1 protein-coding gene is annotated in these 248 nt (G+C 48.4%); it reads left to right on the top strand.

Annotation, left to right across the window (positions count from 1 at the left end; genetic code table 11):
• Positions 1-248, top strand: a 248-nt coding sequence (dctP, locus tag AB4512_RS25290) for a TRAP transporter substrate-binding protein DctP (protein WP_372176210.1), incomplete at both ends; no start/stop codon positions are given.

Genomic DNA, 248 nt, shown 5'->3' on the forward strand with positions numbered 1-248 from the left:
GGTGCTTCAACAACCGGCGTTGAATCATTCATTTCTAAAAAGCCAATCGACGGTGTAGCGGATCTTAAAGGTCTTAAACTGCGTGCGCCTGAAGGCCTAGTACAACAAGTATTTGCAGCCGCGGGTGCGACTCCAGTAAACCTGCCAGGTTCTGAAGTATTTACTGGCCTAAGCAAAGGCGTAATTGATGCAGCGGACTACACGGTATTCTCTACCAACCAAAAAGCGGGCATGAACGACATTGCAAC

This window comes from Vibrio sp. 10N.222.52.B7 (assembly GCF_041474275.1).
In the GTDB taxonomy this organism is placed as follows: Bacteria; Pseudomonadota; Gammaproteobacteria; order Enterobacterales; family Vibrionaceae; genus Vibrio; species Vibrio crassostreae_C.